This is a genomic window from Archangium violaceum (assembly GCF_016887565.1).
Lineage (GTDB): Bacteria > Myxococcota > Myxococcia > Myxococcales > Myxococcaceae > Archangium > Archangium violaceum_B.
Genome location: NZ_CP069396.1, coordinates 1,044,381 through 1,066,140 on the forward strand (window position 1 = coordinate 1,044,381; position 21,760 = coordinate 1,066,140).

At 69.9% G+C, this 21,760-nt stretch carries 22 protein-coding genes; 14 read left to right on the top strand and 8 right to left on the bottom strand.

What is annotated here, in order from left to right; translation table 11 throughout:
* Position 1: 1 nt before the first annotated feature.
* The 4 genes from JRI60_RS04430 to JRI60_RS04445 are packed head-to-tail and all read right to left on the bottom strand — an operon-like array spanning position 2 to position 4,117.
* A complete protein-coding gene (locus JRI60_RS04430) occupies positions 2-1,651 on the bottom strand; it encodes a methyl-accepting chemotaxis protein (protein WP_204224623.1) in 1,650 nt (549 codons plus the stop codon).
* Positions 1,648-2,199: a chemotaxis protein CheW gene (locus tag JRI60_RS04435; RefSeq protein WP_204224624.1), complete on the bottom strand. Its 552-nt coding sequence runs from the start codon at positions 2,197-2,199 to the stop codon at positions 1,648-1,650. Before JRI60_RS04435 ends, JRI60_RS04430 begins: the two co-directional genes overlap by 4 nt.
* Complete coding sequence (locus tag JRI60_RS04440) at positions 2,199-3,644, bottom strand: CheR family methyltransferase (protein ID WP_239470342.1); 1,446 nt, start codon at positions 3,642-3,644, stop codon at positions 2,199-2,201. The genes JRI60_RS04435 and JRI60_RS04440 overlap by 1 nt, the downstream gene beginning before the upstream one ends.
* The gene (locus tag JRI60_RS04445; RefSeq protein WP_204224625.1) at positions 3,641-4,117 is read right to left on the bottom strand and encodes a chemotaxis protein CheW; all 477 of its coding nucleotides are present in this window, start codon (positions 4,115-4,117) and stop codon (positions 3,641-3,643) included. The genes JRI60_RS04440 and JRI60_RS04445 overlap by 4 nt, the downstream gene beginning before the upstream one ends.
* Before the next feature lie 148 nt (positions 4,118-4,265).
* Here JRI60_RS04445 and JRI60_RS04450 point away from each other — a divergent pair, with 148 nt between their 5' ends.
* Together JRI60_RS04450 and JRI60_RS04455 are read left to right on the top strand one after the other, a co-directional pair.
* A complete protein-coding gene (locus JRI60_RS04450; RefSeq protein WP_204224626.1) occupies positions 4,266-5,840 on the top strand; it encodes a phytoene desaturase family protein in 1,575 nt (524 codons plus the stop codon).
* A gap of 50 nt (positions 5,841-5,890) precedes the next feature.
* Positions 5,891-7,282: an RIO1 family regulatory kinase/ATPase gene (locus JRI60_RS04455; protein ID WP_204224627.1), complete on the top strand. Its 1,392-nt coding sequence runs from the start codon at positions 5,891-5,893 to the stop codon at positions 7,280-7,282.
* Here JRI60_RS04455 and JRI60_RS04460 read toward each other — a convergent pair.
* Positions 7,279-7,446: a hypothetical protein gene (locus tag JRI60_RS04460; RefSeq protein ID WP_204224628.1), complete on the bottom strand. Its 168-nt coding sequence runs from the start codon at positions 7,444-7,446 to the stop codon at positions 7,279-7,281. The genes JRI60_RS04455 and JRI60_RS04460 overlap by 4 nt on opposite strands.
* A gap of 371 nt (positions 7,447-7,817) precedes the next feature.
* On the opposite strand from JRI60_RS04460, the gene JRI60_RS04465 reads away from it, so the two are divergent.
* Positions 7,818-8,951 carry a hypothetical protein gene (locus JRI60_RS04465; protein WP_204224629.1) on the top strand — a complete coding sequence of 378 codons (1,134 nt, stop codon included), beginning with the start codon at positions 7,818-7,820 and terminating at the stop codon, positions 8,949-8,951.
* Between the two features lie 21 nt (positions 8,952-8,972).
* On the opposite strand, the gene JRI60_RS04470 is transcribed toward JRI60_RS04465, so the two are convergent.
* Entirely contained in the window at positions 8,973-10,349 is a 1,377-nt protein-coding gene (locus tag JRI60_RS04470; RefSeq protein WP_204224630.1) for a cytochrome P450, read from the bottom strand.
* Between the two features lie 61 nt (positions 10,350-10,410).
* On the opposite strand from JRI60_RS04470, the gene JRI60_RS04475 reads away from it, so the two are divergent.
* The 8 genes from JRI60_RS04475 to JRI60_RS04510 all read left to right on the top strand — a co-directional run bounded on the left by JRI60_RS04475 (position 10,411) and on the right by JRI60_RS04510 (position 17,779).
* A complete protein-coding gene (locus tag JRI60_RS04475; protein ID WP_204224631.1) occupies positions 10,411-10,785 on the top strand; it encodes a DUF3565 domain-containing protein in 375 nt (124 codons plus the stop codon).
* An 18-nt stretch (positions 10,786-10,803) separates the two neighbouring features.
* Positions 10,804-11,364 (top strand): hypothetical protein, encoded by a 561-nt coding sequence (locus tag JRI60_RS04480; RefSeq protein ID WP_239470343.1) that lies wholly within the window; start codon positions 10,804-10,806, stop codon positions 11,362-11,364.
* Positions 11,357-11,950: a hypothetical protein gene (locus JRI60_RS53015; RefSeq protein ID WP_239470344.1), complete on the top strand. Its 594-nt coding sequence runs from the start codon at positions 11,357-11,359 to the stop codon at positions 11,948-11,950. Before JRI60_RS04480 ends, JRI60_RS53015 begins: the two co-directional genes overlap by 8 nt.
* The gene (locus JRI60_RS04490) at positions 11,937-12,758 is read left to right on the top strand and encodes a phosphotransferase (protein WP_239470345.1); all 822 of its coding nucleotides are present in this window, start codon (positions 11,937-11,939) and stop codon (positions 12,756-12,758) included. Before JRI60_RS53015 ends, JRI60_RS04490 begins: the two co-directional genes overlap by 14 nt.
* Positions 12,745-13,662: an aldo/keto reductase gene (locus tag JRI60_RS04495; protein ID WP_204224632.1), complete on the top strand. Its 918-nt coding sequence runs from the start codon at positions 12,745-12,747 to the stop codon at positions 13,660-13,662. The genes JRI60_RS04490 and JRI60_RS04495 overlap by 14 nt, the downstream gene beginning before the upstream one ends.
* 187 nt (positions 13,663-13,849) lie before the next feature.
* A complete protein-coding gene (locus JRI60_RS04500; protein ID WP_204224633.1) occupies positions 13,850-15,100 on the top strand; it encodes a M20/M25/M40 family metallo-hydrolase in 1,251 nt (416 codons plus the stop codon).
* Positions 15,101-15,269: 169 nt separating this feature from the next.
* Positions 15,270-15,779: a YfbM family protein gene (locus tag JRI60_RS04505; protein WP_204224634.1), complete on the top strand. Its 510-nt coding sequence runs from the start codon at positions 15,270-15,272 to the stop codon at positions 15,777-15,779.
* A 137-nt stretch (positions 15,780-15,916) separates the two neighbouring features.
* Positions 15,917-17,779 carry an ABC transporter ATP-binding protein gene (locus tag JRI60_RS04510; RefSeq protein ID WP_204224635.1) on the top strand — a complete coding sequence of 621 codons (1,863 nt, stop codon included), beginning with the start codon at positions 15,917-15,919 and terminating at the stop codon, positions 17,777-17,779.
* 19 nt (positions 17,780-17,798) lie between these two features.
* Here JRI60_RS04510 and JRI60_RS04515 read toward each other — a convergent pair whose 3' ends face one another.
* Entirely contained in the window at positions 17,799-19,034 is a 1,236-nt protein-coding gene (locus tag JRI60_RS04515; protein ID WP_204224636.1) for a cyclic nucleotide-binding domain-containing protein, read from the bottom strand.
* Positions 19,035-19,372: 338 nt separating this feature from the next.
* Between JRI60_RS04515 and JRI60_RS04520 the strand changes: the two genes are divergently transcribed.
* Complete coding sequence (locus JRI60_RS04520) at positions 19,373-20,059, top strand: Crp/Fnr family transcriptional regulator (RefSeq protein ID WP_204224637.1); 687 nt, start codon at positions 19,373-19,375, stop codon at positions 20,057-20,059.
* 67 nt (positions 20,060-20,126) lie between these two features.
* Here the strand turns inward: JRI60_RS04520 and JRI60_RS04525 are convergent, their stop codons facing one another.
* On the bottom strand, positions 20,127-20,759 hold the full coding sequence (locus tag JRI60_RS04525) for a transglycosylase domain-containing protein (RefSeq protein WP_204224638.1): 633 nt from the start codon (positions 20,757-20,759) through the stop codon (positions 20,127-20,129).
* A gap of 160 nt (positions 20,760-20,919) precedes the next feature.
* Between JRI60_RS04525 and JRI60_RS04530 the strand changes: the two genes are divergently transcribed.
* Positions 20,920-21,408: an NUDIX hydrolase gene (locus JRI60_RS04530; protein ID WP_204224639.1), complete on the top strand. Its 489-nt coding sequence runs from the start codon at positions 20,920-20,922 to the stop codon at positions 21,406-21,408.
* 8 nt (positions 21,409-21,416) lie between these two features.
* On the top strand, positions 21,417-21,737 hold the full coding sequence (locus JRI60_RS04535) for a hypothetical protein (protein ID WP_239470346.1): 321 nt from the start codon (positions 21,417-21,419) through the stop codon (positions 21,735-21,737).
* The last annotated feature ends 23 nt before the right edge of the window (positions 21,738-21,760 follow it).

Sequence of the window (21,760 nt, forward strand, 5' to 3'; positions counted from 1 at the left end):
GTCATGCGGCGCGCCCGTACTCGCTCAGCAGGCCCTTGAGCTTCTGGCCCATGGCGTTGAGGTCCTGCACCGCGCGCTCCGTCTGGCGGATGCTGTTGAGCGTCTGCTGGGTGGCCTGGCTCACGTCGCGCATGGCCTGGCGTATCTGGCTGATGCCGGTGGCCTGCTGGCTGGCGGAGGCCGAAATCTGCGCCGCGGTGAGCGAGGCCTGGGTGAGGTGCTCGCCCAGCGTCTGGATGGTGGCGCCCGCCTGGGTCACCACCTTGGTGGCCGAGGCCACGCTCTTGGTGCCCTCCTCGGTGGTCATCACCGCGCCCTGGGTGGCCTTCTGGATTTGACCCAGGATCTGCCGCACCTGGGCGGTGGCCTTCTTGGACTGGTCCGCCAGGGCCTTCACCTCGGCGGCCACCACGGCGAAGCCCCGGCCGTGCTCTCCGGCGCGGCTGGCCTCGATGGAGGCGTTGAGGGCCAGCATGTGCGTCTGCTCGGAGATGTCGTTGACGGTGGTGATGATGTCGCCAATGGCCTGGGCCTGCTCGGCCAGGGCGAGGATGCGCGAGGCGATGGACTCCACCTGGTCGCGCACGCTGGCCATGGAGGTGATGGCCTCGTCCACCGCGCGCCGGCCATTCCTGCCCACCTCCTCGGAGTGGCGCGCGGACTCGCTCACCGCGCGGGCGCGGCCGGCGGCCTCCTCGGACGTCTGCGCTATCTCCTCGATGGTGCTCACCGTCTCCGCCACCGCGCTGCCCTGCTCCTGGGCACCGGCCACCTGCTCGGTGGTGCTGGCGAGGATTTCGGCGGTGGTGCCCGCCAGCTGGTTGACGAACTCGGCCACCGTCCGCAGGGTGTGCTGGCGCTGCTCGGACTGCTTCGCGAGCTCCGCTTCCGCCTGCTGGCGGCGCTCGCCCATGGTGTTGAAGGCGCGCGCCAGCTCTCCCAGCTCGTCCTCGTGGTGGATGTCGATGCGGTGGGTGAGGTTGCCGCGGCCGAGCTGGTCGGCGCCCTTGACCAGCTTGTCCAGCGGGCCGGTGATGCCACGGGTGAGGGTGATGCTGCTCAGGGCCACCAGCAGCGTGCCCAGCACTGTCCCGGCGCCGATGATGAGCAGCACGCGCTGGGACGTGTTCTCGGCGTCGCGCTGCCGCTGCTCCCACACCGCGCGCTCGGCGTTCAGCAGCTCGGTGGTGAGCTGGCGCACCTGCCTCATCCTCTCCGTACCCTGGCCCGTCGACACATACTCGAGGGCCGCGTCCTGGCCACGCTGCTGGCGCAGCTCGACACCGGTGGCCAGGGAGGCCAGGCGCGCCTGGACGAGGGGCTCGAGCTGGTTGACGCGGCGGCTCTGCGCCGCGTCGTTCTCCTCGGACTCCTGTAGCCGCTGGAAGGCCGATTGCACCTCCGCGATCGAGGTCCGGTAGCGGGTGAGGAATTCCTCTTTCCCGGTGATGAGGTAGTTGCGCTGGTGGGCCTCGGCGTCCACCAGGTGGGTGATGAGCTCGTCCACCCGGTCCACGGTGCGCTGGCTCTCCACCAGTTGCTGGCTCGTCTCCGCCAGCTCGCGAGCGCCCTGGTAGGCCACCGCGGCCACGACGAGCAGGACGACGAGGTTGAGACCGAATCCCGCGGCGATCTTCTTCCCGATGCTCATGCGGTCCTTTCCTCGGAGAGGTCGAAGAAGAGGCGACCATCCCCCAGCAGGGCCTCTCCCTCCAGCACGATGATGCCGTCGCGGCTGATGCCGGACACGAGCGCCCGCTCCTGGTTGCCGAGCGCGGGCGGAGGGGGCAGGAGCGAGTCGCGCGAGACGAGGCGCACCTCCTCCACGGCGTCGGCGCGCAGGCCCAGCTCGGGGCGGCCCGTGCCCACCACCAGCACGGGCCCGTGGGTGGCGGGGGCGGCGCGTCCGAAGAGGGGGGCGAGCTCCACCACCGCGAGCGCCTCTCCGTGCAGCAGGGTGAGGCCCCGCAGTGCCTCGGGGGCGCCGGGCAGCGGCACGAGCTGCTCCAGGGAGCGCAGCACCTCCAGCACGAAGCGTGTCTCCAGGGCGTAGTCCTGCTCGCCGGAGCGGAAGTGCATCAGCTCCAGCAGGGGGCCGGTCTGGGTCTCCCGGGCGAGGGGACGTGCCAGGGCCCTGGCGCGCTCGTCGAGCAGCGCCGCCTCGCGCTCGGGGTCCAGCGTGTCATCACCTTCCACCATCAGCGCAGCTCCTCATGGGCTTCCAACCGGATGCGTTCCTCGCGGGCCACCGCCGCGAGCCGGCCAGCGCGCTCGCCCTCGGAGAGGGGAACGGGCGCGTCGGGGGGGAGGGTGGCGCACAGCATCTCGGCGGTACCGAAGGAGCGCAGGGCTCCCCGGGTGTCTCCCTGGCGCCGGAGGATGTGGCCCAGCATGAGGTGGGCCACGGCCAGGGAGGGCTCGAGGTAGAGGGCCTGGCGCGCGGCGCGCTCGGCCTCCTCCAGGCGGCCGAGGCCCAGCAGCAGCAGGGCCTCCAGATAGCGCAGCTCCGCGGCGAGCGGGTGGCGCGCGATGGCCTCGGCACAGGCGCGCACGGCGGCCCGCGCGTCGAGGTTGGCCAGGGCCCGCACCGCCACCGCCGCGGCGCCCGGGTCCTCCTGGAGCGCTCCGGCCCGCCGTGCCGCCTCGTGCCAGTCTCCGAGGTCGAGGGCCCGCCGTGCTCCCTCCAGGCCCTCGGGGGTGGCGGGCCCGGGTGGAGGCGGGAGCGGAGGCGGGGCCGCGACCACCACGGGGGGCGGCGGGGGCGTCACGGGCAGGGGAGGAGGGGTCGGGGGCCAGCGCAGGGGACTGCTGGCGACGGGCCGGTGGTAGACGATTCCCCAGTCGGTGAGGAGCGTCTCGAAGGGCGCGAAGGCGCCGAGGGCCGGGTCCGAGGGGCCGGCGATGAGGAAGCCGCCCTCCGCGAGCGCGTCATGGAGCCGCCGGGCCACCGCCGCGATGGTGGCGCGGTTGAAGTAGATGAGGACGTTGCGGCAGAAGATGATGTCCAGTCGCCAGATGCCGCTGGTGGGGGAGGGCCAGGTGTCCTCGGCGAGGTTGAGGTAGCTGAACTGGACGCGGTCGCGCACCTCGGGGGCGAGGGTGTAGCGCCTGCCCTCGGAGTGGAGGAAGGGTCGCATGCGGCCCGCCTCGGGGCCTCGCAGGGACCACTCGCCATAGCTGGCCACGTGGGCGCGGGAGAGGGCCGCGCGCGACACGTCCGTGCCCCGCACCTCCATCCGGTCGCCGTAGCCCTCCTCCAGGAGGAGCACCGCCAGCGAGTAGGGCTCCTCGCCGGAGGCGCAGCCGGCGCTCCACGCGCGCACCACGTGCCCGGGTCTCCGGTGCCGGGCGAGCTCCGGCAGCACCTGGTGGCGCACGAATTGAAAATGCTCCGGGTTGCGGAAGAAGTACGTCTCGCCGATGGTGAGCTCCACCAGCAGGTCATCCAGGGCGGAAGGGTCCGCCGCGAGCCGCTCGAGGTAGGAGGAGAAGTCCTCGGACAGGCCAGCGCGGACCATGGCGCGGTCGATGCCCTCCATGGCGGCCGGCGGGCAGCTGGGGGGCAACAGGCCGGCGCGCGCGGCGACGAGGTCGAGCACCGCGACGTAGCCGGGATGGCGCCAGGTCCGAGGGGCGTCACTCACCGGGGGGCTCCCTCTCTCTCGAGTGCCTCCTCCAACTCGAGCGCCTCCGCCTCGGAGAGGAAGGTCCGCAGGTCGTGCACGAGGACGAGTCCGTCGGTCAGCTTGAGGGCACCGGCCACGTAGCCCACTCCGGGCAGGGCCCGGGGCGTGTCGTCGAAGAGCGCGGGCTCCAGCTCCAGCAGGCCCTCGGCGCGGTCCACGCGCAGGGCGACGCGGCGGGACCCGGCCTGGGCCACCACGAGGTGGTCCGAGCTGGAGAGCGGCCGGGCGGGCAGGCGGAAGCGCCGTCGCATGTCCAGCACGGGGAGCAGCTCTCCGCGCAGGTTGAGCAGCCCTTCCACCACGGCCGGCGCGCGGGGCAGTGGGGTGAGGCGCACGGCGCGGACCAGCTCGCGCACGTCCCCGGTGGGCAGCGCGTAGCGTTGCCCCTCCAAAGTGAAGAGAAGGACCTCGCGGGGCGGCGGAGTCGGCATGGGTCTCCCAATCCTGTGCAGTCTAGGCACGGGCCGCCCGCCCTGGTCGCTCGCGTGAGGGGCGACGGGGAGACCTGACCGGTGTTGGACTTCCCGTGGCTCCGGCGAGGCGCAACCCCGGGAGGCTCCGGGCATCGAAGGGCCCGCCATGGTACGTCACGTCATCGTCGTGGGAGCGGGACCCGGGGGCCTGTCGGCGGCCATCAACCTCGCGGGGTTGGGCCTGAAGGTCACGGTGGTGGAGAAGGACGCGGTGCCCGGGGGACGGATGAAGGGGCTCACCCTGGGGGAGCGGGGCGAGTACGCCGTCGACACGGGGCCCTCCATCCTCCAACTTCCCGGGGTGCTGGAGCGCATCTTCGAGCGCTCGGGCAAGAAGATCTCCGACTATGTGAAGCTGGTGCCGCTGGACACCAACACCCGGGTGCACTTCTGGGATGGCACGTACCTGGACACCACGCGGGACGCGGCGCGCATGGAGCGCGAGGTGGCGAAGTTCGGCCCGGACAAGGCGCCCGCGCTGCGCCGCTGGCTGGAGGAGGGCCGGGAGAAGTACCCGCTCGCCTACGAGAAGTTCATGGCGACGCACGCCGACAGCCTCGCCTATTACGCGCCCTGGCGGCTGCTCTCCACCCTGCGCTTCAAGCCCTGGCAGACGCTCTACAAGCACCTGGACGGGTTCTTCCACGACGACCGCATCACCTACGCGCTGGCCTACCCGTCGAAGTACCTGGGGCTGCACCCCACCACGTGCTCCTCCGTCTTCGGGGTGATTCCCTACCTGGAGCTGGCCTTCGGGGTCTGGCACGTGGAGGGCGGCTTCCGGGCGCTGGCGCGGGGGATGATGAAGTGCGCCGAGGACCTGGGCGCCACCTTCCGCATGGGCACGCCGGTGGAGCGGGTGCTGGTGGAGTACGGCCGGGCGGCGGGCGTGGTGCTGAAGGGCGGCGAGCGCCTGGAGGCGGACGCGGTGGTGGTGAACGCGGACCTGCCCTACGCGGCCCAGAAGCTCGTCCCCTCCGAGGCGCGCGCCGGCACCCGGCTGACGGACGCCGCGCTGGAGCGGGCGAAGTACTCGTGCAGCACCTTCATGGCCTACTACGGGCTGGACCGGGTCTATGAGGACCTCCCCCACCACCTCATCTATCTGTCCGAGAGCGCGCGGCGCACGGACAGGGCCGCCCTGGAGGACCGGGAGGTGGACGTGGAGGACCCGCCCTTCTACGTCTGCAACCCGGGCGTGACGGACCGGAGCGGGGCGCCCGAGGGCCACTCCACCCTGTATGTGCTGGTACCCACGCCCAACACCTCCCGGCAGGTGGACTGGGCGGCGACGGAGCGCACCCTGCGTGAGCGGATTCCGTCCATGCTGGAGAAGGTGGGTATGAAGGGGGTGCGCGAGCACATCCGGGCCGAGCGCTACTTCACCGCGGAGACGTGGCGGGACGACTTCAACGTCTTCCGGGGGGCCGTCTTCAACCTGTCGCACACCTGGCTGCAGCTGGGTCCCCTGCGCCCCCACGTGAAGAGCCCCAGTGTGGAGGGGCTGTACTGGGTGGGAGGTGGGACACACCCGGGCAGCGGGCTGCTCACCATCATGGAGAGCGCCAACATCGCGGCGGACTACCTGTCGAGGGAGGCGGGGAGGGGTCCCCTGGCGGACTGGCCCTATGTGCCTCCGCTCGGAGGGGGGGCGGGCGAGCCCCCCGCACGTGTTGGCTGAGGTTGCGCGGAATACGTGGTAGGACAAGGAGCCTTTCGACTCTCGAACGAATGAACGAAGCGCTCCAAGTCCTCCTGTCCGATGGTGTGATTGACGAAGTGGTGGGCCGCCTCAAGAGTGGCAAGGAGGCGGACGTGTACCTCGTGCGCCACGGCGGGGAGATCGTCGCGGCGAAGATCTACAAGGAGCGCGAGCACCGCAACTTCCGCAACAACTCGGGTTACCGGGAGGGCCGGCAGGTGCGCAACAGCCGCACCGCGCGAGCCATCGCCAAGGGCAGCCGCTTCGGCGTGCAGGCCGCCGAGGACGCCTGGAAGACGGCGGAGTCGGACGCCCTGACGAAGCTGTACGCGGCCGGGGTGTGCGTGCCCAAGCCGGTGATGTTCTACGAGGGCGTGCTGCTGATGGAGCTGGTGCTGGACCTCGAGGGGCACCCGGCGCCGCGCCTGGAGGAGGCCGCGCTCACGTCCGAGGAGGCGTCGGCGCTGTACTTCGACCTGCGCAACCAGGCCATCCGGATGCTGTGCTGCGACCTCATCCACGGGGACCTGTCGGCGTTCAACATCCTGCTGGGCAACCGCGGGGCCACCATCATCGACTTCCCGCAGGTGGTGGACGCGGCGGCCAACAGCCAGGCCGAGTTCTTCTTCAAGCGCGACGTGGAGAACCTGCGCCGCTACTTCGAGGCGGCGGATCCGTCCCTGCGGGCGCGCTCGGGTGACGCGCAGGAAATCTGGCGGGCGTACGTGAAGCGCGAGCTGACGCCGGACTTCGTGCCCACGGGCCGGTTCCAGGGTCCGGACTCGCGCGAGCGCCGCTTCTCCGGTGGCCCGCGAGGCCGCTTCGACGGCAACACGGGCAATGCCCAGGGCGAGCGTTTCTCGCAGGGCGGGCGTCCCCCGCGCGACGGGCGTCCCCAGGGAGACCGTCCCCAGGGAGACCGTCCCCAGGGCGAGCGCTTCCAGCAGGGCGGACGTCCCCCGCGCGATGGGCGTCCCCAGGGAGACCGTCCCCAGGGCGAGCGCTTCCAGCAGGGGGAGCGTCCTCCCCGGAGCAACGGAGAAGGGCCGCGCCAGTGGTCGGAGCAGGGCCCCCGGTCCGCGGAGCAGCAGGGTCCTCGGGACATGCGTCCCCGGGGAGACCGTCCTCCACGCGGTGACCGTCCTCCGGGCGAGCGCTTCCCTCGGGGAGACCGTCCGCCACGGGGCGATCGTCCGCCTCGAGGTAACGGAGAAGGCCAGTCCAGGTGGGGAGAGCAGGGCGCGAGGCCCTCGGGTCAGCAGGGTCCGCGGGAGCCGCGGCCACAGGGGCGTCCTCCGGAGCGGAGGCGCGAGGGGCCCGAGCGTGGGCCACGACAGGCTCGGGACGGTGGCGGTCCGGTGGTGACGTACAAGGCGCCAGCCACTTCCGCCTCCCCGCCCAAGTCGGAAGACGAGTCCTAGCGGTAGCGGTCCGAGGGCTCCGGTTGGCAGGCCACCTCGAGGAAGGTGGTGCTACGTCCGCGGACCAGGGCCCAGAGACAGCGCAGGAGACAGGTGGCTCCGAACTCCCGGTAGATGAGACCGAGGTTCTCGATCACCTCACGTCCAGTGATGACTCCGCGCATGGCGCACCCCCCTGAGGAGCATCGCCTCCCCTCCTGACGTGCCAGCGAGGCGGAGGATGCTCGCAGGGGCCCTCTGCAAAGGCCTTGCCGAGCCGTTCCTGACAGAAATACAGGGTCTGTCTGCCATTGGACTCGCCAAGCGGCCCGTCTTCCGTCTGGCGATGCACGCCCACCTGTGCCCAGGTTGGTCCCCCTGGCCTGAACCCTGGAGTTCCTACAGGCCCCTTGTGGAAAGGTCGACGGGGGAGCGGCTTCTTCTACATTCGTGGTGCCGTCCTGGCGGGACAGCCGCCTCATCGGCCGCCCCGACAGGGGCCGGGCGTGCGTGCGGCAAATGCCCGGCCGCCGCTTCCACTGCCTGGAGCCTCGTCATGTCCCTGCTTCGATGCCCCCTCGATTGTGCCCGGCTGATGGCGGTCACCACGGCCCTCGCACTCACACCGGCGTATGCGTTGAAGGACGAGGTCGTCATCCGCTCTCCGGAGCCCGGGGAGGTCCGCACGGTGGTGACCGGCCAGGGCGAGGCCGCCAGTGTCGCCTTCCCGGACGGCCCGGCCAGCATGACGCCGCTCTGGCTCGTCGGGATGGTGGACCTGCGGTGGACCTGCGCGGACAGCAAGGCCGTGAGCCTGGAGGTCAAGACGGGCAAGGGGCCGGACGCGAAGCCCCAGAGCTTCGAGCTGCTGCGCAAGCACAACCTCCAGGGCGGCTCGACGCGGACGGTGCTGTACCTGTGGGAGGCCTCCGCGGTGAAGGCCGCCTGCGCGAAGGACGGCGAGGCCCGCGTGGACTCCGTTCCGGTGAGCCTGACCCTCCGCTGCAAGAGCGGCCGGGTCCTCGAGCACACGCAGGTCATCCCCCTTCAGGCCGAGTGCCGGCCCTCCACGCCCTCGCAAGAGGCGGTCACGGGCCTCACCGGCTCCGAGATGGAGCGCAACCGGGGGGTCTATCAACTGATGCTGTCCAAGTTCTCCCGCCAGGAGCCGGATCCCTCCCCGGACGAGCTGCGCCTGGGCGGGAAGAGCACGCTGGAGTTCTCCCGTGTGCGGCCAGGGGGCTTTGTTCCAGAGGTCCAGAGCCTGCGCGTGGTCCGGCTCGACGAGAAGGGCCAGGTCGCCGAGCGTTTCCCGCCCGTCCGCCTGTCTGGCAGTGGAGACGACGCGGAGTTCGTGCCGCGGCTCACCTTCACGCCGAAGGCCGCGGGGCCGGTCCGCTTCGCGTTGGAGGCCGGGTACGCGGATGGCTCGTGGCTGCTCTCCCGGCCGGCCGAGGTCCAGGTGCTGACACCCGCTCAGGTCGCCGCCAAGGCGGCGAAGGAGGTGTCCGGCACCCGGCGCATGGCGTTCTTCAAGGAGCTGGAGGCCCAGATGGGCCAGCTGAAGTGTGGCCCGGAGCTGGTGGAGTGGCTCGAGAAGCAGCCTGTCATCGAGGACGCGGGCTTCACGGAGGGGAACGTCTGGTACACCTTCACCGACGAGGTGACCGGGGTGGCGCACTGCCACTGAACGCCGGACGGGCCCGCCGGCTCAGCGCGCGGTGATCATCACGGGGAGCTCGCCGGAGGGCCGCAGGGTGATGAGCGGCTCGGGCGTGGGCGTGTAGCCGGCCACCATCCTCGGACGGTGGCGCTGCGCGAGTGTCGCGAGGATGAGCGTGCCCTCCATCTGCGCGAAGCTGTTGCCGATGCACTGACGCGGACCGCCGAGGAACGGGAAGTAGGCGTACCTCGGCCTCGCGGCGACCTGCTCGGGCGAGAAGCGGTCCGGCTCGAAGCGCTCGGGGTCCGGCCAGAACTCGGGCAGGCGGTGGGTGAGGTAGGGGCTGATGTCGACGGTCGACCCGCCGAGCAGCTGATAGCCGCAGACCGTGTCGTCCTCCACCACCTTGCGGCTCAGGATGTAGACGGGAGGGTAGAGGCGCATCGTCTCGTCCAGCACCCGGCGCGTGTACACGAGCTTCGGGACATCGTCCGCCGTGGGCAGGCGGCCGCCGAGCACGGAGTCCAGCTCCGCGTGGAGCTTGCGCTCCGCGTCCGGGTTGCGCTCGAGCAGCATCCAGGCCCACGAGAGCGCGGTCGCGGTGGTCTCATGGCCGGCGAGCATCATCGTCAGCACCTCACTCTGAAGGTGCGCGTCATCCATCTGCTCGCCCGTCTCCTCGTCCTTGGCGAGCATGAACATGGAGAGCAGGTCTCCGTGGTCCTCCATGCGCTCGCGGCGCTGGGCGATGACGCGGGTCACCACGTCCCTCAGGGAGCGGTTCGCCTGGCGGTAGGCCCGGTCATAGGCGGTGGGCAGGATGGGAGGGATGAAGCGCAGGGCGCGGAAGCGCTCGGCGGTCTGTTCGCTGATGACGTTGAAGGACGCCGCCACGGCCTGGGTCTCCGCGCGCACGTCGGTTCCGAGCAGCGCCTCGCCGACGATGCGCAGGGTGAGCGCCATCATGTCGCGCCCCGCGTGGCGTGGCTCTCCGGCGCGCTGGGACTCGGCCCAATGCTCCGACAGCTCCGCCGTCGCCTTCACCATGTGGTCCGCCATGGCGGAGATGCGCGCCCGGTGGAAGGCCGGCTGCGCGAGCCTGCGCTGCTTGAGCCACGTCTCGCCGCCGCTCGTGAGCAGGCCATCGCCGATGATGCGGCGGAGCATGGAATAGCTGATGTGCTCCTTGGTGTAGTTCTTCACGTTGTCCTGCAGCACGTGCTTGAGCCCATCCGGGTGCGTCACGAGGTAGGCGCGCCAGGGGCAGCGGTACTGGGCCACGTACCCGTGCTCCGCCACTGTCCGCGTGAACCAGCCCAGGACGTCCTTGCGGGCCTCGAGCATGACTCCGAAGATGGGATGCCCTCGAGGGCCGGTGGGGATGCGGGGCGCGGCGGACGGCGCGACTGCGGGCGTGGCGGTCATGAGCGGACTCCGGTTTCGGGTGATGGTGCCGGTGCCATACGCTGGAATGCAAGGGGACCCGATGAAGCAGAAGATCTCTGGATTCCATCTCGATGGTGAAGCGCACTGGGTCGCGGAGCTCGAGTGTGGCCACCAGCAGCACATGCGCCATACGCCGCCGTGGATGGATCGCCCCTGGGTCCTCACGGAAGAGGGGCGGCGCAGCCGGCTGGGGGTGGAGCTCGAGTGCAAACGCTGCGACGAGGTGGGCCACGCGGTGGCCGAGGCCGTGCGCGAGGTGTTGGAGTCAGCGGCCCGGCAGGCCTATGAGGAGGGAGGCTTGAGCGGCCTGTGCGCCGAGGGGCGCTGGGACCTCGCGCTGGACGCGATCCACACGACCGGGCTCACATCGGCGATCCAGCGTGCCCTCTCCCAGGGTCGTTCCTCCCCGGATTGAAACGACTGGAGGCCGTCCATGTCCGAAGCTCCCGTCCAGGCTCTCACCCTCACCCCGCGCCAGTGGCTCTCACGCTTGCGCGATGCCGCCAACCTGCTGGCGTCCCTGGCTCCGGGTGTGTTGTTCGGCACGGCGCTCGTCCTCCTCTCCCGCGACCCGCGCTTCTCCTGGCTCACCGAGCCTGGCCGGTACCCGTGGGAGCTCTGGGTGGTGGCATTGGCCGGGACGACGGCGACCCTGGCGGGCATCTCGGACTGGCGCTACCACCGCACGGCCGGAGTGCGGGTCGGCCCCAACGAACACCGGGCGGAGCTCCTCGCGCTGGCGGGCGGGGGACTGCCGCTGTTCCTGCTGATGGGTGCCGCTTCCGTCTCGTCGCGTCCCCGGGTGTTCCTGTTGCCGGTGCTCGTCGTCCTGATGGGGACGATCGTGCTCATCTGCTACGACGAGTTCGTCTTCCATCGGCGGCGATGCGGGCGGTTCGAGTCCCTGCTGCACCGGACACTCCTGGCGGGACATGCGACGGCGTTCCTGGCCTGGGCGCACTTCTGCTTCGTGCGGGAGGGATTCCATGGCTGAGTCCACCTCCGGCGCCATGCCGCTCGTCATGGAGCGCGGGCGCACGCTGCTGGAGCGCGCGGCGAGGCTCTACGATGCACCCGGCTCTCCACTCGCCCGGTCCGCTCGGGGGGCCTGGCGCGGAGGCTTTCGGGGCGGTGCCGCCTGGATGGCCGAGGCCATGGCCCAGGTGAGGGGCCGTCCCGTTCCCGCCACGCTTTTCCGGGCGCACGGGCTGGGAGTCCTCAAGTACACGGCCGCGCTCCTCGCGGCGCTGGGGGCCTGGGGCCTGACGGCGTACGCCGGGGGACCTCTCCTGGTGGGGCCTGTCCTCGGGCTCCTGGCCTTCTATGCCGTCGAGGCGCAGATGGTGTTCCTCTTCCCCCTGGCACTCGATGGGAGTCCACGACCGTTCCGCGCGTCGCGAGCCCTCGCGCTCGGAGCCGGAGGCACGTTGAGCGTGATGGGGACGGTGCTCCTCCTGGCGGCGGTGATGCTCTTCGGCGGACTGGCGGGGAGGGGCGTGGTGCGCTGCTGGTGTCTGGGATGCCTGGCGGTCGTGCTCTGGTACGAGGAGCTGACGGGGGGAGCGTTTGTCTCTGGCTGAGCGCTGGAACCAGGGACTGGGGCGGATGATCGACCTCGTGCGGGTCAACACCGTGCGCCCGGAGTCCCTGCATGGCCGCGCCGTCTGGGTGAAGCGCCGCCGTCCGGGCATGGGGGCGGTGATCGCTCCCGGGAACCTCTTCCTGCGCCTGTCTCGCAGCCGCATCCGCATGTTCGTGTCGTGTGCGCGGTGGCAGGACTGGGAGCTCGCGTCCTTCCAACTCCTGCACCCGGGCCGGCTCGCCGAGCGTCGGAGGGGTGCCGTCGCGCTGGAGGCGCTCCCGGGAGAGAGCCTGGACCGGCTGCTGGAGCGCGGAGAGCTGACGCCAGCGATGCTGGAGGCCTCGGCCGTGGAGCTCCGCCGCGCTCACGCGCTGAGCCTGCCGGGCTCGCGGGAGCCCTGGTCCCACGGCGATGCCCACCTGAAGAATCTCCTCTACGACCCGGCCGGACGGTGCGCGCGGCTCATCGACTTCGAGACCCCGCACGAGCCCTGGCTCTCCGCCGACGAGCGGCATGCGGATGACCTGTTCGTCTTCCTGCTGGACCTGGCGGGACGTGTGCCGGAGGGGACGGTGGGGGAATGGGCCGGGGTCTTCCTCCGCGCTTATGCCCGGGTGGACGTCCTGCGCGCGCTGCTCACCCGCCCGCGGCCGCCCCGTGGACTGGAGCGTGCGCTCTGGGCGAGCCGCTCGCACCATCTCCCAGAGGCAAGGCTCGCATCCGCGCTCGGCCAGTTGCGCGAGACGGTGATACGCATCCTCGAGGACTCACCGCTTTCCATTGGAGCCAATCATGACCGTCGGTAGGCAGAAGCTGCACCCTGAAGGACTGGAGCTCTCACGTCTCGTCTGTGGTCTCTGGCGAGCCCTCCAGAGCGAGGAGACACGGGAGCCCACCGGGGTGGCCCGGTTGATGGACGTGTGTCTGGAGTTGGGAATCACCAGCTTCGACCATGCCGACATTTATGGTGACTATCAGGTCGAGGCGCTCTTCGGCCGGGCGTTGCGGGAGTGGCGTGGCGATCGTCGCCGCATCGAGCTGATCACCAAATGCGACATCATGCTGCAGAGCGGCCAGCGGCCAGCGAACCGCGTGAAGCACTACGACACCAGCCGCGCGCACATCCTCGCCTCGGTCGAGAACTCCCTGCGGAACTTCGGGACCGACTACCTCGACCTGTTGCTGATCCACCGGCCGGATCCCCTGATGGATGCCGACGAGACGGCGGCGGCCCTCGACGAGGTGTGCCGGTCCGGGAAGGTCCGGTACGTGGGCGTCTCCAACCACACGCCCGAGCAGCTCTCCCTGCTGCAATCCCGCCTGTCACGGCCGCTGGTGACGAACCAGGTGGAGCTGTCGGTGCTGCACCTGGAGCCGCTGCACGATGGGACGTTGGACCAGGCGCAGCGGCTGCGCATGGCGCCGATGGCCTGGTCTCCGCTCGGGGGAGGCAACCTCTTCAAGGGCCAGGGCGAGCGCGAGCAGCGGGTCCGGCAAGCCCTGTCCGACGTGGCGGCGGAGCAGGGCCATGACAACCTGGGAGCGGTCGCCATCGCCTGGCTGCTGCGTCACCCCTCGCATCCGGTGCCAGTCCTGGGCTCGAGCAGGGTGGAGCGGCTACGTGACCTGGCTCGCGGCGAATCGCTCGCGCTGACACGCCAGCAGTGGTTCTCCATCTGGCAGGCCTCGGCGGGACGCCCCGCTCCCTGAACACTCGCACGGTAGTGTCACAGGACTGTCAAACTGTTTTGAGGTCATCACTCCAGGTGATGTCTGTCTTCACGTGCGGTGTGGCTGACTCCCGCGAAAACAGCTAGAACGGCGCCTCCGGCGAATCGGGACAGGCCCGATTCACGGAATCAAAACAGGGGAAGCATCCACCGCCGAGGAGCAGCGTATGAAGACGACGAAGTTCGGTGCGGTTGCGTTGTTGCTGGTGTGCACCACCCCCGCGTTCGCGGGAGAGAAGGACAAGGAGGTGTGGGTCACCATCGGAACGGACGCGCTGGATCCCGCGCTGGCCTCGTTCCAGGGCCAGGGCCTGGTGGCGCCGGCCGTGGCGCACGAGAAGGGTGGAGTTGCGGTGCTGCGCGTGCGTGAGTCCCAGCTAGAGAAGCTAGCGTCGGTGATGCACGACAAGCTCAACCGGTGCGCGGGCTTCATCTCTCACGACACCGAGGAGCAGGCGCTGGCGGCGGTGGAGAGCTCCACCTCGCCCAAGCCGGTGCAGTCGCTCATCAGCTACACCATCGACAACGCGACGACGGTGAACTCGCTGCTGGGCAGCGTCCAGGAGACGAGCATTCGCAGCACCATCAGCTCTCTGTCGACGAAGTGGACGTCGCGCCGCTACAACGTGCAGTCGGGCGCGGACGCGGCCACCTGGCTCAAGACCCAGTGGACGACGCTGGCCGGCTCGCGCAGCGACGTCTCGGTGGCGTTCTTCAACCACTCCTCCTGGCTGCAGCCGTCCGTCATCCTCACCATCAAGGGCACCACGCTGCCCAACGAGGTGGTGGTGCTCGGCGGGCACCTGGACTCCATCAACGGCAGCAGCTCCACCGCCAGCGCGCCGGGCGCGGACGATGACGCCTCGGGCATCGCCTCGCTCACCGAGGTCATCCGCGTCGCCATGCTCAAGGGCTACAAGCCGGCCCGCACGGTGAAGTTCATGGCCTACGCCGCCGAGGAGGTGGGCCTGAAGGGCTCGGCCGCCATCGCGGCCCAGCACAAGAGCAGCGGCACCAACGTGGTGGGCGTGCTCCAGCTGGACATGACCAACTACCGTGGCTCCAGCTACGACATCGTCCTGGTGTCCGACTACACCAACGCGGCGCAGAACTCCTTCCTCACCAGCCTCATCAGCAAGTACCTGCCCGGGGTGACCTCGACCTCGACGCGCTGCGGGTACGCCTGCTCGGACCACGCTTCCTGGTACAACCAGGGCTACGCGGCCTCCATCCCCTTCGAGGCGCTGCTGGGCCAGGACAACCCGTACATCCACACCTCGAGCGACACGCTCACGCAGTCGGCCGGAAGCGCGCAGAACTCGGTGAAGTTCGTGAAGCTGGCCGCGGCCTACATGGCCGAGCTGGCCAAGGGCACGACGAGCACCGCCCTGGTGCCGGACGCCGAAGCCGAGCGTTGATGCGACGCTGACGGCGCCCGGTTCACTCCACGGACTGGAGCGCCGTCCTCATCGGAGCATGAAGTGAGGGCGCGGCCGCCAGGATGCTGGTGGCCCCCCCGTGCGCACTCCAACCCGCTATGACGAGCGCGGGCGGGCGGGATAGGGTCGCGCGCCACGGAGAATCCCCATGAGCATGATCATCATCTTCCGCTTGGCCCGGCGCGAGCGGCTCTCCTCCCTGCTCGCCTCGCCGGAGCAGGTGACCGACTTCCTCCATGACACCGACGGCGAGGACGCTGACGGTCCGGAGAACAGGTTCGACCTCGACAAGGCGTGGCACGGACTCCACTTCCTGCTCACGGGCACGGATTGGGGTGGCAAGCCCCCGCTGAACTTCATCGCCGTGGGTGGCGAGACGATTGGAGACGTGGACGTCGGCTATGGACCGGCCCGCGCCTTCACTCCCGAACAGCTCGCGGAGATCTCCCGGGCCCTCGATGCCGTCAGCTCGGACGCGCTGCGCCAGCGCTTCGACCCGGCGAAGATGATGGAGCTGGACATCTACCCGAGCATCTGGGACCGGGACCCCGCCGATGACGACACGCTGGGGTACGTGCTCGAGTACTTCGAGATGCTCAAGTCGTTCCTGCGCAAGGGCGCGGAGCGGGGGCTCGGGGTCGTCGTGTACATGAGTTGAGGGCCCCGGAGGTTGCCCGGGGAGCATCCGGGCGGGCTCGACCTCCGAGGGGAATGCGCAGCGGGGAACTCCTCCGGTGGGGTCCCTCCAGCGCGGGAGATGCGGCGCACGTCGGAGCGCCGGGTTAGACAGAGGGCGTGTCTCCTCCGTACTCGCGCCAGCCGCGTCCCCCCGAATCCCTCAAGGCCCGACTGAAGAACGCGGGCAGCCTCTTCCGGCAGTTGCCGGGCACCTTCCGTCTCTTCTGGGAGTCGAGTCCCCGGGGCGCGGTGGTATTGGCGGCGCTGACGCTGGTGGCGGCGGTGCTGCCGGCGGCGATCGCCTGGGTGGGCAAGCTCATCGTGGACGGGGTGGTGGCGGCCGCGGGGGGCGGAGGCGAGGCGGCACGGGAGCGGGTGCTGCGCCTGGTGCTGTTGGAGTTCGGGCTGATGGTGGGCTCGGCGACGTTGGACCGGGCGCTGTCGATGGTGCGCGAGCTGCTGCGGGCCAACCTGGGCAACCTGCTCAACGAGCGCATCCTCCAGAAGGCGCTGGAGCTGGAGCTGCGGCACTTCGAGGACTCGGACACCTACGACAAGATGCAGAACGCGCGGCGCGAGGCGAGCAGCCGGCCCCTGGGGCTGGTGATGGATGCGCTCTCCATCGTGCGCAACGCGGTGACGCTGTCGACGTACGCGGTGCTGCTGGTGTCGCTGTCACCGTGGAGCGTGGTGGTGCTGGTGGCGGCGAGCATCCCGGCGTTCATCGCGGAGGCGCGGCTGGCGGCGGAGGGATTCCGGCTGTACTCGTGGCGCGCGCCCGAGGGGCGCAAGCTGAACTACCTGGAGTGGATCCTCACGCGGGACAACCACGTGAAGGAGGTGAAGCTGTTCGGGCTGGGCCCGTTGGTGCTGGGGAGGTACCGGGAGCTCTTCCAGAAGTTCTTCCGGGAGGACCGGGCGCTGGCGATGAAGCGGATGGGGTGGGGGTTGGGGTTGGGGCTGGTATCGCTGGGAGCCTTCTACGGGTGCTACGCCTTCGTGGCGAGCCGGGCGGCACAGGGCTCCATCACGGTGGGCGACATGGTGCTGTACCTGGGCGTGTTCCGGCAGGGGCAGTCGGCGTTCCAGGGGATTCTGTCGAGCGTGGGCAGCATGTACGAGGGGGCGCTCTTCATGAGCAACCTCTTCGCGTACCTGGAGATACCGACGGGGCAGGAGTCGTCGCGGGTGCTGCCGGCGCTGACGGCGCCGAGGGGCCGGGGCAACGCCATCGAGCTGCGCAACGTGTCGTTCCGCTACCCGGGGAAGGACGCCTGGGCGCTGAGGAACCTGTCGTTGCGGCTGGAGCCGGGGGAGAAGCTGGCGCTGGTGGGCGAGAACGGGGCGGGGAAGAGCACGCTGGTGAAGCTGCTGCTGCGCCTGTACGAGCCGACGGAGGGCGACATCCTCTACGGGGGCGTGAACCTGAAGGACATGGATCCGGAGGACCTGCGCTCGCGCTTCGGGGCGGTGTTCCAGGACTTCGTGCGCTACCAGTTCAGCGTGGCGGAGAACATCGGGCTGGGGCACGTGCCGGCGCTGGAGGACCGCAACCGCATCGTCCGCGCGGCGGAGCAGGGCGGGGCGAGCACCGTCATCTCCGCGCTGCCGAGCCAGTACGACACGATGCTCGGTGGCTGGTTCGAGAAGGGGCACGAGCTGAGCGGCGGGCAGTGGCAGAAGCTCGGGGTGGCGCGGGCCTTCATGCGCGAGGACGCGGAGGTGCTCATCCTGGACGAGCCGACGGCGAGCATCGACGCGGAGTCGGAGCACGCCCTCTTCGAGCGCTTCCAGGAGCTGGCGGCGGACCGCATCGCGCTGGTCATCTCGCACCGGTTCTCCACGGTGCGGATGGCGGACCGGATCGCCGTGCTGCACAACGGCACGGTGGAGGAGCTGGGCAGCCACGCGGAGCTGATGGCGCGCAACGGGCGTTACGCGCACCTCTTCAACCTGCAGGCCCGCGGCTACCGGGACTGAGGCCCGCCCCCGGGCCCGCTCAGACGCGCTGGTCGCCCTCGTGCAGCTCCTGCCCGGACAGCAGCCGGGCGGTGCGCTGGAGGCGCTCGGAGCTCAGCTGCGAGAGCGCCTCGCGCACCCCGGCTCGCACGAGGACGTGACGCTCGACGGCCTCCCGGTCCAACCGCAGCAGCGTGCAGGCGGAGTCCGCGGACACGGTGGCGGTGGCGGGCAGGCCGAGCATCACGGAGAGCTCGCCGAACACGTCCCCCTCGCGCAGCACGGGGTACTGGCTCTCGTGCCCGTCCGGATGCTGGTGCGTCACCCGGCACTGGCCCCGGAGGATGATGTACAGGGCCGCCCCCGTCTGTCCCTGCTCGAGCAGCTTCTGGCCGGCCGCCGCGCTGTGGAACTGGAAGGAAGGGGCCAGGGCCTCGCGCTGCTGGGGCGAGAGGACGGAGAGGATCGGATTGCTGCGCAGCACGTTGGCCAGCAGGCGCTCCTCGTGGAAGGAGCGCAGCACCTGCTTCACCGAGGGGTGGAGTTGCACGAGCCGATCCACCTGCTTCCGCGTCAGCTCCAGCGCGACGATGCGCTCGGCGGCCACCACGCTGGCCAATCTCGGGCCCGCGGAGAGCAGGGCCATCTCCCCGAAGAAGTCACCCTCGCCCAGCGAGGCCACCTTCCGCCGCTGGCCTCCCGCCAACTGGCGCACCACGTCCGCGCGGCCTTCCACGATGGCGAACAGGGAGTTGCCCGGCTCTCCCTCCTGGACGATGGACTCCCCCGGCGAGAAGGTCCTCATCGCCAGCTCCTCCAGCACCGCCACGAAGGCCTCCTCGCTCAGTTGCGAGAAGAGGGGGATGCGGGGCAGGGGATTGGACGTCACCTTCTTCGGACCGCGGGTGGCCGTGTTCGTCACCGGAGCCACCGCGGACAGCCGCGGTTGCGGCGTCAGGCGCCGCGCGTAGAGGTCCGCGAGCATCTGTTGCGTCCGGCCGTGACCCGGCTCGAGCTGGAGGATGACCTTGCACAGCGCGATGGCGCGCAGCAGCCAGCCCTGTCGGGCCCAGGCCATGGCCACCTCCTCGTACACCGAGATGGCCTCCTGCTTGCGCCCCAGCCGTTGGAGCAGCTCGGCCACCTTCTGCCGGCTGGCCAGCTCTCCCGAGGAGGACTCCACCACGACCTGGTACTCGGCGAGCGCCTCCTCGAGCTTCCCGCTGGCGAAGAGTTGAGCGGCCTTGTCCTTGTGTTCACGAAGCGTCTCGAGCATGGCGTACCTTTCGCGCGGGCCTTCCGGAGCACTCTGGGGTCTCCCCGTCCGCTTGCATTCCGGTTCTCGCATGGAGGGCCCGGCGAAGATGTGATGCGTTCCACTGGTTGGATGTGGAGCGCATCACAGTGTCCGCTGGGGGGGTGGCTCACGCTGTGCCAACCCATGAAGCGGTCACACGCGTGCTCGCCTGTTGTGTATCCAGGGGTCCGTGCCTCGGGGTGTCTGGGAAACCGTTGCTGTCACAACGGGGGACGGTCTCCTCCCTGGTTCGGGGCCAAGGCTCCGGGCAGAATGAATCCCGGTGGGGGCAGGTCCCACCATGAAAGTCACGAGCCATGTCCTATTCGGAGCTCCTCTCACGGGTCCCCCTCTTCGCGTCCCTCGGGTCCGACGACCTGGAGCGACTCTCCTCCTGTCTGCAACCGCGGAACTACGACCGGGGGGAGATCGTCTTCCACCAGGGTGACGTGGGAACGGACCTCTTCATCATCCGCAAGGGCGAGGTGACCATCCGACTCAGCTCGTCGGACGGCAAGGAGGTCTCCCTGGCGCTCCTGCGGCGGGGAGACTCCTTTGGAGAGCTGGCGCTGCTGGACAGCGAGCCGCGCTCGACGGACGCGGTGGCTCGCGAGGAGACCTCGCTGCTGGCGCTGCGCCGGGACGAGTTCCAGCGCTTCCTGGAGGAGAGACCCCAGGTGGTGCCCTCCCTGCTCGCGGAGCTGAGCCGGATGGTGCGGCGGGTCACCCGGGTGGTGCACGACGCCAACTTCCTGGATGCACGGGCCCGGCTGGCGCGCGTCCTGTTGGATCTCGCCCAGACCCAGGGGCAGTCCGGGTCCGAGGGGGAGGGGGTGGCCATCGCCTCCCGCCTCACCCAGGGCGAGCTCGCCAACCTGTGCGGACTGACCCGCGAGAGCACCAACCGGTGGTTGCGCTTCTACGTGCGTGAGGGGCTGCTGTCCTACGAAGGCGGGGTCATCACGTTGCTGGACCCCCGGAATCTTCGCATGAACGCCGATTGAGCCTGGCGGGGTGCAAGGTCACCCGTGGCGGCCCCGCCGCCGCAATCGGTGGAACGGGGTGGCGGTGTCAATGCACGGACCCGCGCGGGGGCAGCAGTGGCTGTTTTCGAGCTTCCTCGCGCCGGGCCTCGGAAATGAGTCCCGCGGACTGGAGTCGCGCGAGCACGAAGTCCCTTCGTCGGAGCGCGGCCTCTGGCCGGAGGAGCGGGTCATATCGGCTCGGCGATTGTGGCAATCCCGCCAGGAGCGCGACCTCATGGAGCGCGAGCCGCTCGAGCTCCCGGCCGAAGTACCTTCGCGCGGCGGCATCGAGACCGATGCTGTCTCGTCCGAACGAGGCGCCTTCGGCGTAGGCGGTCAACAACTCCTCTGCGGTCCAGTGGCGTGAAATCCAGATGGTGAGGGCGAGTGCCTGGAAGCTCCGGTGCAGGTGCCGCTCGCCCTCGCGCCCGGGTCGGGACGCCAACCACCGGCGTGCCGTCAGCCAGGCGAGGTCCTCTCCGGTGGAGTGCTGTCCTCGTGCCAGGTTGTTCACGAGCGTCCAGGGCCAGAGGGGTTCGACCTGGAGAGGCTGGCCCTCCTCCTCGACGAGCCAGAGCACCTGGTGGGCGAAGTCCGTCCGGGGCCGTGGAGTCCGTGGCAGCTCGCCCACACGCGACAGCCCGTAGTGGTACGCGGCCTCCACGCTCCCTAGCAGCAAGAGGGGAGGGAGGAGCAGGGCGACGAGGCCCCACCTCTGGAGCCGTGAGAGACGACCGTGGCTTCGAGGAGACATGCCACGGAGGCCGTGCAGGTGGAGTGCCAGCAGCCTACCTTCCAACTTCTTGCGAGCCGGGCCCTGAGCGATAAGAGCCTTGCCCATGCCCTACACTCCCATCCTTGGCACCCTCGGCTACGTGATGTCCCCGGACGGGACGAAGGTGCTGCTCATCCACCGCAACGCGCGAGCGAACGACGCGCACCTCGGCAAGTACAACGGACTCGGCGGGAAGATGGAGCCGGGCGAGGACGTGGTCTCCTGCATGCGCCGCGAGATTCGCGAGGAGGCGGGCATCGAGTGCACACAGCTGCGGCTGCGCGGCACCATCAACTGGCCGGGCTTCGGCCCCAAGGGCGAGGACTGGCTCGGCTTCATCTTCCTCATCGACCGCTTCGAGGGCACCCCCTTCGAGCGCAACGTGGAGGGCACCCTGTCCTGGGTCCCGGTGAAGGACATCATGACCCTTCCGCTCTGGGACGGAGATCGCCACTTCCTGCCGCTGGTGTTCGATGATGACCCCCGGGCGTTCCACGGCGTCATGCCCTATTCCAACGGCCACGCGGTGAGCTGGTCCTTCACCCGCATCTGAGACGAACCATGAAATCCATCCTGCGTCTGTGTTCGATGTTCGCGAGCTGTGCGCTGCTCGCGTGCGGTTCCTCCAGCAATTCGAATGACAACGACCCGCCGGACGCGGGCCAGAACTGTGACGCGAAGGTCGTGTACGCGCGTCCGACCGCGGGGACCGATTGCCAGCAGTTCGCCTCGCCCTGCGAGATACCGGCGGGCTACGTCCAATGCTGTGGCGGATTCGCCTACGGGGCCTGCGTGACCCAGAACCTCCGGTGCGTCGATGACACCTCGGACACGTGCAATCCGGATCGCAGCTCGACCTGTCCGGGCATCTGCCAGCCGTAGCCCTGCAAGGCGGTCGTCCGAAA

Coding starts and splice junctions, on each gene's coding strand:
- JRI60_RS53015 (WP_239470344.1), top strand. CDS start 11,357: ATGGCTGAGTCCACCTCCGGCGCCATGCCGCTCGTCATGGAGCGCGGG.
- JRI60_RS04435 (WP_204224624.1), bottom strand. CDS start 2,199: ATGGTGGAAGGTGATGACACGCTGGACCCCGAGCGCGAGGCGGCGCTG.
- JRI60_RS04460 (WP_204224628.1), bottom strand. CDS start 7,446: ATGCGCGGAGTCATCACTGGACGTGAGGTGATCGAGAACCTCGGTCTC.
- JRI60_RS04530 (WP_204224639.1), top strand. CDS start 20,920: ATGCCCTACACTCCCATCCTTGGCACCCTCGGCTACGTGATGTCCCCG.
- JRI60_RS04515 (WP_204224636.1), bottom strand. CDS start 19,034: ATGCTCGAGACGCTTCGTGAACACAAGGACAAGGCCGCTCAACTCTTC.
- JRI60_RS04520 (WP_204224637.1), top strand. CDS start 19,373: ATGTCCTATTCGGAGCTCCTCTCACGGGTCCCCCTCTTCGCGTCCCTC.
- JRI60_RS04495 (WP_204224632.1), top strand. CDS start 12,745: ATGACCGTCGGTAGGCAGAAGCTGCACCCTGAAGGACTGGAGCTCTCA.
- JRI60_RS04475 (WP_204224631.1), top strand. CDS start 10,411: ATGAAGCAGAAGATCTCTGGATTCCATCTCGATGGTGAAGCGCACTGG.
- JRI60_RS04450 (WP_204224626.1), top strand. CDS start 4,266: ATGGTACGTCACGTCATCGTCGTGGGAGCGGGACCCGGGGGCCTGTCG.
- JRI60_RS04430 (WP_204224623.1), bottom strand. CDS start 1,651: ATGAGCATCGGGAAGAAGATCGCCGCGGGATTCGGTCTCAACCTCGTC.
- JRI60_RS04505 (WP_204224634.1), top strand. CDS start 15,270: ATGAGCATGATCATCATCTTCCGCTTGGCCCGGCGCGAGCGGCTCTCC.
- JRI60_RS04445 (WP_204224625.1), bottom strand. CDS start 4,117: ATGCCGACTCCGCCGCCCCGCGAGGTCCTTCTCTTCACTTTGGAGGGG.
- JRI60_RS04480 (WP_239470343.1), top strand. CDS start 10,804: ATGTCCGAAGCTCCCGTCCAGGCTCTCACCCTCACCCCGCGCCAGTGG.
- JRI60_RS04535 (WP_239470346.1), top strand. CDS start 21,417: ATGAAATCCATCCTGCGTCTGTGTTCGATGTTCGCGAGCTGTGCGCTG.
- JRI60_RS04500 (WP_204224633.1), top strand. CDS start 13,850: ATGAAGACGACGAAGTTCGGTGCGGTTGCGTTGTTGCTGGTGTGCACC.
- JRI60_RS04470 (WP_204224630.1), bottom strand. CDS start 10,349: ATGACCGCCACGCCCGCAGTCGCGCCGTCCGCCGCGCCCCGCATCCCC.
- JRI60_RS04455 (WP_204224627.1), top strand. CDS start 5,891: ATGAACGAAGCGCTCCAAGTCCTCCTGTCCGATGGTGTGATTGACGAA.
- JRI60_RS04465 (WP_204224629.1), top strand. CDS start 7,818: ATGTCCCTGCTTCGATGCCCCCTCGATTGTGCCCGGCTGATGGCGGTC.